Source organism: Longimicrobiaceae bacterium, assembly GCA_035696245.1.
Lineage (GTDB): Bacteria > Gemmatimonadota > Gemmatimonadetes > Longimicrobiales > Longimicrobiaceae > DASRQW01.
Genome location: DASRQW010000407.1, coordinates 1 through 9,596, shown reverse-complemented (window position 1 = coordinate 9,596; position 9,596 = coordinate 1). Strand labels below are relative to the sequence as shown.

Below are 9,596 nucleotides of genomic sequence, written 5' to 3'. Positions count from 1 at the left end.
ACGCCTCAGCAAGGCGCGCCGCAGGTTCGGACGCTCCGCCCGCCCACGGTGGACCGCAGTCCGCGCCTCACCCGTGCGTCGCTGGACAGCGTGCGCCGCACCGCGCCGCCCGTGGGAAGCGTCCCCGCTCCACGCGCGCGGCCTACCAAGCGCGACACCACCCGCCGCGTCGTCGCGCCGAAGCCGTGAGCACCGGGCGGGCGACGAAGGCGGGAGCCGCGCATCAGCCGTCATGCAAAGGACGCGGTAGATCGACAGCGGGCGTTGCATCACCCGCATCACCCGCATCACCCGCATCACCCGCATCACCCGCATCACCCGCATCACCCGCATCACCCGCATCACCCGCATCACCCGCATCATCCGCATCATCCGCATCATCCGCATCTCCCGATTCCCACATATCCTGAAAAGAAAGTGAGCTTCACGAAATCACCGAAATGGTGATGTAGCAACACTTTCATCCGCTAGGGTGAGCGAAGCTCGTGGACGACTCTCCCGCATCTGCCGAGACGAGGTGACGGGCGCGGGGAGGTAGAAGGAACGACGACGCGCCGCCGGAGAGATCCGGCGGCGCGTCGTGCATCTACCGAATGGTGCTGAAGATGCGCGGCCCGCGAGCGGCGCCTTCGCGGTGGAAGCGGATCGCGTGCGACGGGCTCGCATCGCGCGCTCCGGCCTGTCTCCGCGGGCCGGTGCCGCAGCCGTGGGGTGGGGTCGCGGCTGCAGCGTTTGCGTGGATCGGATCACCGGGCGCGGCGGGGAGCCGCGCCCGGCGTGGAAGGTCAGGGGATGAACTGCTCGATGCGCCCGCCCTCGATGCGGCAGATGTTGCCGTCGAACTTGTGGAACTCGAAGTACGCGTCCTTCTCGTTGAAGCCCAGGCTCATCTCCTGGAGCAGCCCGATGGCGATCCTCTCGCCCAGCAGCAGCGACTCGGTGTAGTCCGACCGCCAGTGCACGCCCGCGGCGTTGCGGAAGATGGCGATGTTGCCGGCCAGCTTGTTCAGCTCGCCGCCCACGTTCATGTCGCCCGCGTCGCCGCCGCCATAGTCCAGCAGCTCCGAACCGTCGTCGCTGGCGACCACGGGGGCCTGGATGCCGGCGTTCTCGTCGAAGAACGCCTTCAGGATGGTCACGCACGCGCCGCTGATGGTTGCGTGCCCGGCCCCGTATGCCGGGTGCGTGGGCGCGCCCTCCGGGTACGCCTGCGGCAGCAGGTACGAGGGGAAGGTCTTGTCGGCGCCGAGGATGCCGCCGTTGTAGTACTTCGCCAGCCCGGCCCCGAACTGGAATGACGAGACGATGGAGCCGTCGAGGGGGTACGTGCGCTGCTCCGTGAGATGGTTCTGCACGCGCCCGCCGTACTCCTCGGGCCGCAGGCGACGGTGCACGCCCCACTTCTGCCACCACACCGCGCGTCCCGCGCGGCCGATCACCTCGCTCACCGCCTGCAGGACGTGGATGGGGCCGAAGGTGTTGAACCCGATCTGCGTCTTGGAGTCGCGCGCCGTGAGCGGCGGATCGTACGGGTTGCCCACGTTCTTGGGGAACTCGGCGTCCACCTGCGGCCGGCCGGTGGCGTTGGCCGCCAGGTCCTGGTCGCCCACCGGCTCCGACATCAGGTACCACGCGGCGTTGTAGTACGCGTTCACCACCTGGTCGAAGTGCACGAAGGTGGCGCCGTCGCGCAGCGTCGCGATGAACTTGCGCGGGACGTTCTCGAACACGTCGTCGCCGCGCTTGTCCACGCCGTTCTGCACGTCCAGCCAGTCCGAGAAGCCGGTCAGGAAGTCCGTGTCGGGCGCCGCAGGGAGCACGCGCTGGTCGATGGCCTGCGCGCCGTAGGCCAGGTAGCCCTCCTTGGCGTCGCGCCCCGTGCCGTCCAGCCTGCGCGGGTCCACGTTGCCCTTGAGCAGGAACTGCGAGACGTACGGCCCCACCTGCTCGCCGTAGTACACGCCGCGGAAGACGTTCTGGTCGGTGACGGCGATGGTGCCGCCGAACGCCGGGAACTCGTTGTTGAGCGAGTCGATGGCGTCGGCGATGATGGTGCCGGATGTGCCCGCCTGGAGCGAGTAGTTTACGAACGGCACGTCGCGCGCGACCGCCATCCAGTACAGCTCGCCCATCTCGTGCGCCGCCTGCTGGCTGTCGAAGCGCGGCGCCGGCGGCATGGTGTACTCCTGCGCGTCCGGCCCCTCCAGGTCGAACGCGAGGCCCGACTGCGGGTTGGTCAGCTTCTTCGCGGTCGTGGGGCTGGCGAGGACGATCTCCTCGAAGTCCACCGAGTCGCGGCTCTCCAGCGCGCGCAGCACGGTGCCGTAGCTGCACGGGTCCGGGTCGCCCAGCTCGTCGTGCCGGTAGCTCTTGGAGAAGTTGCCCACGAACGGCAGGTCGGTGTAGTTGACCTCGTCGTTGTTGTTGACGTGCTCCTCCCACACCCGCTCGGCAGCGATCTCGGCCGCCTGGATGCGGATGTCGCGAGCGGACAGCCGGCGCTCCTCCACCCTGCGGTCTTCCGAGACGTGCGGGACGTTGAAGTTGTCCAGCACCGCGAAGCCGGGCGACGCCACCGCCTCGAAGGTCCCCGCGCCGAAGGCGATGGTGACCGCGGTCAGGGTGATGGCGTCGGGCGCCACCGCCAGGTCCTGGAACGTGGCGCCGTCTGCCGAGAACTGATAGTGCGTGCGGCCCGAGAGCTCCACGATGCGCAGCCAGCGGTGCCTGGCCGGGTCGTAGGGAACGGTCGCCAGCGTGGCCGCCACGCCCGACACCTCCTGGAAGGCGAACAGGAAGCCGTCCTCGACCCCCATGGCGATCTCGTTGCTGCCGTCGATGAACGCCGAGAGGAACGTGGTGGTGCCGTGCTCCTGCGCCAGCGCCCGCACCACCTCGATGCGGATCTGCGAGTCCGTCAGGTCGTAGGTCGTCTTGCTGCCGTAGTACTGGTAGTTGTCGCCCGAGATGCTGGGCCGCGGGCGGATCTCCAGCCGCCGGTTCACCTCGCGGATCCGCTCCGCCTGGGGAGCCGGAGAGAACACCACGTTCCACCGTGTGGCGGTGTCGGTGGAGTTGTCGTTGAAGTCGTCGCCGAGGGTGCTCGCCTTCGCCATGAGTGCCTTCCTGGTCCGATTGTGCGCGCCCGTGCCGCAGGCGCCCTGCCCCGCCGCGGCGCCGGTGCGCGCCACGGCCGTCCCGCTCCTTCCCTGCCCCGCGCTGCCATCTGTCGCCTCCGCACGTGGCGGAGTGCGTCCGGACGCTGTGCCGGCGAGCGGGCCTGCATCGGCCCCATGTGGTGTTTTTCTCCAGGCGAACGCGGTAGACGGACGAACGAAAGCCCCGCCGGCAGTCTGCCGGACGGGGCCTTTGTCATGCGGGCCATGTTCGTCTTTTCTTCGGTTAAGCTACGCGTTTCTCATCCCCCGGTCAACCCTCCCCGCAATGCGGACGACGAGTTCGTAGCTCGGAGTTGATCGAACTTCGAAGGATCAGATGCAATCTCCCGTTGATCTGGAGGCTCGGCCGCCGATCCGGATTTGGACCGGGCACTCCGAATTTGGATCGGCGGGGGTCCGTCAGGCTTCCGTGGCGGGAGGAACCATGGCGTCGGTGCAGGGGAGGTCTATGGTGAAGGTCGCGCCCTCGCCCTGGCGGCTCGCGACAGCGATCGCGCCGCCCATCTGCCGGACGAGGAGCGACGTGGTGTAGAGGCCCAGGCCCGTGCCTTTCTGCCCGGCGCGGGTGGTGAAGAAGGGCTGGAAGAGGCGGGAAAGCGTGGCCTCGTCCATCCCGCCGCCGGTGTCTTCGACGCTGAGGCGCAGCCAGCGCTGCGCGCCGGAGCCGGCGGCCGCCTCGGCGCCCACGTCGCCGCGGCCCACCACGCGCGTGCTCACGGTGATGGCACCCTCGCCCTCGATGGCTGCGCGCGCGTTGGACACGAGGTTGAGCACCACCTGCTCGATCTCGATGGGGTCGGTGAGCACGCACTCGCCGGGCGCGCCCAGGCGCAGCGACAGGTCCACGTTGCCGCGCGTCAGCGCCTGTAGCAGCGGCTCCAGCCCGCGCATCGTCTCGTCCACGTCCACCGGGCGGCGGGGCGCGGCGGTCGCGCGGCCCAGCGAGAGCAGGCGGCCGGTGAGGCGCGTGGCCCGGTCGCCCGCGTCGCGCATCTCGCCCAGCAGCTCCAGGTCGTCCGGCCCCACGCCGCCACCGGTGGCCACCAGCCCCGCGTTCCCCACCATCACCGTGAGCAGGTTGTTCAGGTCGTGCGCGAGCCCGGCGGCCAGCTGGCCCAGGATCTCCACCCGCTGGGCACGCTGCAGCCGGTCCGCCAGGTCGCGCTCCACCGTGTCGTCGCGGCCGATCATCCCCAGGTAGCGCACCGCTCCGCCGTGGTCGCGCACCGGGAAGCGCGTGACCATGTACTGCCGCCGCTGGCCCGCCAGCGTCAGCGTCTCTTCGAAGGCCAGGGGCTCGCCACGCTCCAGCACCTTGCGGTCGTGCAGCGCCACCAGCCGCGCGTCGGCCGCGTCCATCACGTCGGCGGCGCGGCGGCCGATCATCTCCGCCCGCGTCACGCCGTGCGCGGCCTCGGCGGCGCGGTTCACCAGCACGTACCGTCCGTCGAGGTCCTTGAGCAGGATCAGCGCGGTCGAGCTCTCGAAGAAGGCCTGCTGCACCGCGTTCTGGAGCGCGAGCTGCGCGAAGGCGCTCTGCCGCTGCGCCGTGGCCGACGAGAGCAGGAGCGCCGTGAGCGCCACCAGCGCCAGGTACGCCTGGAGCTGCAGCACCTGGTGGTCCAGCGGCACGGTGGGCGTCGCGAACGGCCCCAGCCCGCGCGCCGTGCACCACGCGGCTACCACGCTCAGGACCGCGATCGCCGCCGCCGTCCACCGCGGCCCGCACCGCAGGGCGCTCCATGCGAGCAGCGGGAACATGGCATATGGGAAGGCCACGTACTGCAGCCAGTGCTGCGCGCCGTGGAACGTAGCCAGGGCGACGAGGAGGACCGCGATCTGGCACACCGCGGTCTCCACCCTGCGCCCGGGCTGCACAGGGTGGGGGCCCCGGTCCGGATTGGGAAGCAGGAGCGGCGCGAACAGCAGCATGCTCAGCGAGTTGCCCGCGAACAGGGGGCGCCAGGTGACGTCCATCGGCAGCCCCAGCCCTGCGGCCAGCGCCAGGCCGGACACCGGCGTCACCAGCAGCGGGATGGCGCACACCGCCACCACCACGAACAGCGCCATCTCGCGCGGCCCGCACCACGGCCCCTCCTTCAGCCCGGAGCGGCGCAGCACCCACGCCGCCAGCGCCGCCTGCACCACGTCCGACGCGGCGCCGAACGGGGTGGCGCCCGCCGCCACGTCGCCGCGCACCAGGTAGATGGTGAGCGTCTGCGCCACCGTGGCGGCCACGCCGATGGCCAGCCACTCGCGGCTTGGGCGGCGGTAGAAGATGCCCAGCAGCAGGCCGTTGATGGGCCAAAGCGCCCACGGCCCCGGGGCAGGCCCCAGGCCCACGAGCCGCGCCAGCAGGTACGACCCCGCCGCGAGCAGCGCCGCCGCTGCAACCCAAGCAATGGCCCCGCCGCGCGCAGGCGCCCCGCCGCCCGTGGGGGCACGAGGGACCTCGGGCTCGTCCGCCGCAGATCGAGCGTGAATGGCGCTTCTCCAGTTGCAGGGGTTTTGCTCTCGTCCGTGCCGGCGGAGCGGACGCGGAAGCCGGTTCCGCCGTCCGCCGATCCGAGATGGTGCCGCCACGTCTGCCGAGTGTGCGTCGATTGATGTCCGGCCGGCTTACCGGATTCGCGTCCGGCCGAAGCCGGAGATGCAGAGCCGCGTTCGTCTTCAGCCGCGCCCCATCGTCCGATCTGCCATCACGCGTGGCCGTGCGGCTAATGTCCCCGACGCCGCGCTCGCACGCGGCGTGCCGGAGAAACGGAGGTATATTCCCCAGCCGTTTGCGTGGCGTATCACCCGCTCGACCGCCACACCCGTCGCTTTCCGCCGCAGCGCACGCGCATCCGGACGTCCGGAACGGCAGGCGAACAGAGCTGCGTTCGCGCATCCCCGAGCATCCCGGGGTGCTGCCGGGAATCGACGGATGTGGACGCTCATCCGCCAGCATCGCAGCCCGGCTTTGCGTCACGCCGCGGCTCTCCTCCGATGCGCGGCCTTATCGACCGCGGTTCCATCTCCCGTATCTGCCGATCCGACCCCTGGTCGTGCGTCGACGGAAGCACAGCGGGCCGCCTCCGTACCAGGGAGGCGGCCCGCTGACGAACGCGTCCGGAGACCGGCCGGCGCGCTACCCGGCCGTGATGCGGTTCATGTACGTGGAGATGTTGAAGTTCGTGGGATCGATCTCGAAGTACCGCCCGCGGCCGAAGCGGCCCGTGGTCGGGTAGTACGGCGGCGGCTTGTAGTAGGCGCACGCATCGTACGAGTAGCGCTTCAGGTAGCCGGTGCCCGCGGCCGTGCCCACGCCGCCGCGCAGGCCCTGGATCACGCCGCCGGCCAGGTACAGGCACCCGCGCCCCCAGTTGATCCCCTCGCAGTCCTCCACGTCGGTCGGGCCGCCCGAGTAGTTCTGCGCGGTGAAGCTCTTGAGCGTGAGCACCACCGCCTGCACCGTCTCGCTGCTCGTCTCGTCGAAGGTGTAGTAACCCGCTCCGTTCTGCGGCTCGGCGGGCGCGTTGAGCGTGTTGTCGGCCACCACGATGTCACCGCCGCTGAACAGGCCCAGGATGTCGGCGCACGCACCGCCCGCGTCGCTGGCGTACTTGAGGTCGTCCAGGATGTAGATGGCGCCCGTGGCCGCCAGCGTCACCCGCCCGCGCACCAGGCCGCTGATGCCCACGCGGCCGTTCACGTGGATCACGCCCTTGAAGTTCGGGTTGAACGTGCGGCTCAGCGGAAAGAGGTACGCCGCGTCGGTGCGGCCCGCGATCACCGCCGGCATGTTGTTCCACGCCCAGGCCCGTGCCACCCAGCTCCCGTGCGCGTCGTTCGCTTGGAACACGCCGCCGTTGAGCTGGTTCGACCCGCCCAGGAAGCAGCGCCGCGAGGGGTTCTTCAGGAAGTTCACCTTGGCGGCGGCGTTCCCGCCGGACAGGTCCACACGGTTCAGCACGTTGCCCGCGAGCTGGCCGCAGTAGTCGACGGCGATCAGCGCCGCGGGAGAGGGGCGACGCGCCATCACCCAGTCCGCCGAGTTCGACTGGTAGACCTTGAAGAAGCCCTCGTCCGGCCCGGTGGTGCGCAGGTCGCCGTCCAGGTCGATGCCCACGAACTCGATGCGCATGCGCGTCTCGTCCGGGTTGCCGCCGTTGGGCGGCGTGAACGCGGTGCCGCCGGCCGTGGCGTAGCTCTGCAGCTTGGCGAGGTCGGCCGTGGTGGGCATGGGGATGGCCGGCACCCCGGTGCGCGCCGAGCCCTCCGAGAACGTCGCGTAGCTCGACCCCGTCACGGTCATGTGCGTGGTCACCGAGCCGGGGCCCTTGAACTTGGCACCGCTGGAAAGGATGTTGATGGCGTCGTTGCTGTGGACCGGCCCCTGGATCTGGTCGCCGCCGCCGAACGAGATGCCGTTCTCGTCGTCGGTGAAGTACGCGAACTTGGCGAAGCTCTCCTGCACGATCTCGCCGCGGCGGATCACCTGGTCGCCGTTCGCGCCCTTCGCCACCACCACCACGCTGCCGAACACGCCGTACTGGCCCGTGGCCACGCCGGTGGGCCCCGCGTACGTGGTGCGCGTCACGCCGGGGATCACCGCGCCGGCCGCGTCGGTCACAGGCGCGTTGCTCTCGAGCGTGGCGTAGCCGCTGTCCGGGTACAGCGTGGGGTCGCCGTTGATGCGGGCGCGCGCCTGCTCGATCCCCGCGTCGGCCACCGACTCCAGCGTCGTCTGCTGGTCCTCGTAGGCGCTGATCAGGCTGGAGTTGCCCAGCATGGTCACCGCCCCGATCGCGAGCACGCCCACGATCATCACGATCAGCAGGACCATCATCAGCGCCAGGCCCGCCTCGTCCTGGACTCTCCGCGTCATTCGCATGGCAACCGGGCCGTTCACGGGAAGACCGGCGCCGCAGTGGCGAACGCCGAGATGGATGGAGTGCAGTCCTGCGCCGCCAGGGCGTAGAAGTACTGGGTGCCGACCGCCACGTTGCGGTCTACGTAGATGTACGCCGCGCTGCCCGCCGGCACGCTCAGGTAGGGGTCGCCCCAGTCCGCGCCGGCCGTGGTCTTCCGCCAGACGACGTATCGCAGCACGTCCTTCTCGCCCGCGTTCTCGTCCACCGCCGGGCTCCACGTGAGCGTCACCGACGGGTCCACGGTGACCGGGGTGGAGCGGGCCGCGGCGAAGCCCGCGCCCAGCTGGGGCGCCTCGCCGCACGTGGTGATGGACCCGATGCCCGCGTTGGGAAGGCGCACGATGCGCGAGACCACGCGCGACTGCTGCTTGGCCCCCGTCGCACCGTTCGTCGCCGTGAAGTTCACCCGCACCGCGCGGATCCGGTCGATCGTCGCCACCGCGCCCGTATCGGTGGCCGCGCCGTGCAGCCTCACCGAGTGCTGCACCGGAAGGCGCGCGGCGGGAAGGCTGTCGATCTGCGCCGAGTTGGTGTCGGCCGCCGCCATGTACTGGAAGAAGGGCTTGCCGGGCGTGGGCAGGATGCTGCGCGCCACCACCGCGGGCGCCATGTCGTTCACCTTGCGGCGAAGCACCCAGTCGTCGCTGCGCACGGTGGACGTGTCGGGCTCGAAGTAGAAGACGATCGTCTCCGCTTCGCTGTTGCCGCCGCTGTCCAGGTACGACGTGTCGGGGTAGCCGAAGGTGGACCGGGGGATGGTGATGCGCCGCGCCGCGTTCAGGGCGGTGGTCGACGCCGGGGGCGCCGCGGGATCGTTGTAGACCGCGAACAGGTCGTTCGCGTCGCTGGTCACGTAGTCCGCGTTGAAGGCGACCGCCTCCGTGGACGCGTACACCAGCCACGGCTGCCCGCCCGGCACGCCGGCGCCGGCAGTGCGCAGGTCGCGCTCCAGGCTGCTCACCGCGAAGCGGAGGTTGCCGGTCACCTTCATGCGCGCATCTCCCAGCGAGAACGCCTTCTCCTGCTCGCGCAGCCACGTCAGCGCCGCCGTCACCACCACGGCCGACAGCACCAGGGCGATCAGCAGCTCCACCAGCGTGAAGCCGCGCCGGTCCGTATGGGGGCGCATGCTCATGGCGCCGCCACGATCGCCGTGCGCGTCACCGGCCTCGGCATGTTGGGGTTCGTCACCGTGACCGTGACCCGCTTGTAGTCGATCTTGCCCCTGGCCGTGACGGTCGTGACCTGCACGATCTGCGTCACGCGCTTGAAGCCCGGATAGTCGGGGAAGGAGACCTCGGTCGCGTTCCACTTCGTCTCCAGCGACGCGTACAGCCGGTCCATCTTGATCATCTCCACGCGGTCGGCGGCCAGCTGGGTGGCGATCGCGCGGCGGTCCAGCTTGCCCATGTCCACCACCAGGCGGTCGGTGATGGCGGCCTGGGTGCCCAGCAGCACGAAGCCCAGGATCACCATCGCCACCAGCACCTCCATCATGGTG

The 9,596-nt window shown here is 70.4% G+C and carries 6 protein-coding genes; 1 reads left to right on the top strand and 5 read right to left on the bottom strand.

All coding sequences use genetic code 11. The features are described from left to right. The coding region (locus tag VFE05_18270; GenBank protein ID HET6232025.1) for a hypothetical protein at window positions 1-189 on the top strand (189 nt) is incomplete at its 5' end. A gap of 596 nt (window positions 190-785) precedes the next feature. Here the strand turns inward: VFE05_18270 and VFE05_18265 are convergent. The 5 genes from VFE05_18265 to VFE05_18245 all read right to left on the bottom strand — a co-directional run. Continuing rightward, a complete protein-coding gene (locus tag VFE05_18265) occupies window positions 786-3,191 on the bottom strand; it encodes a vanadium-dependent haloperoxidase (protein HET6232024.1) in 2,406 nt (801 codons plus the stop codon). A gap of 387 nt (window positions 3,192-3,578) precedes the next feature. After that, the gene (locus tag VFE05_18260) at window positions 3,579-5,762 is read right to left on the bottom strand and encodes an ATP-binding protein (GenBank protein HET6232023.1); all 2,184 of its coding nucleotides are present in this window, start codon (window positions 5,760-5,762) and stop codon (window positions 3,579-3,581) included. A 547-nt stretch (window positions 5,763-6,309) separates the two neighbouring features. Further along, window positions 6,310-8,049: a hypothetical protein gene (locus VFE05_18255; GenBank protein ID HET6232022.1), complete on the bottom strand. Its 1,740-nt coding sequence runs from the start codon at window positions 8,047-8,049 to the stop codon at window positions 6,310-6,312. Window positions 8,050-8,069: 20 nt separating this feature from the next. After that, window positions 8,070-9,224, bottom strand: coding sequence for a prepilin-type N-terminal cleavage/methylation domain-containing protein (locus VFE05_18250; protein ID HET6232021.1), 1,155 nt, complete (start codon window positions 9,222-9,224; stop codon window positions 8,070-8,072). A 2-nt stretch (window positions 9,225-9,226) separates the two neighbouring features. Beyond that, a partial coding sequence (locus tag VFE05_18245) for a hypothetical protein (GenBank protein ID HET6232020.1) occupies window positions 9,227-9,596 on the bottom strand: 370 nt, incomplete at its 5' end.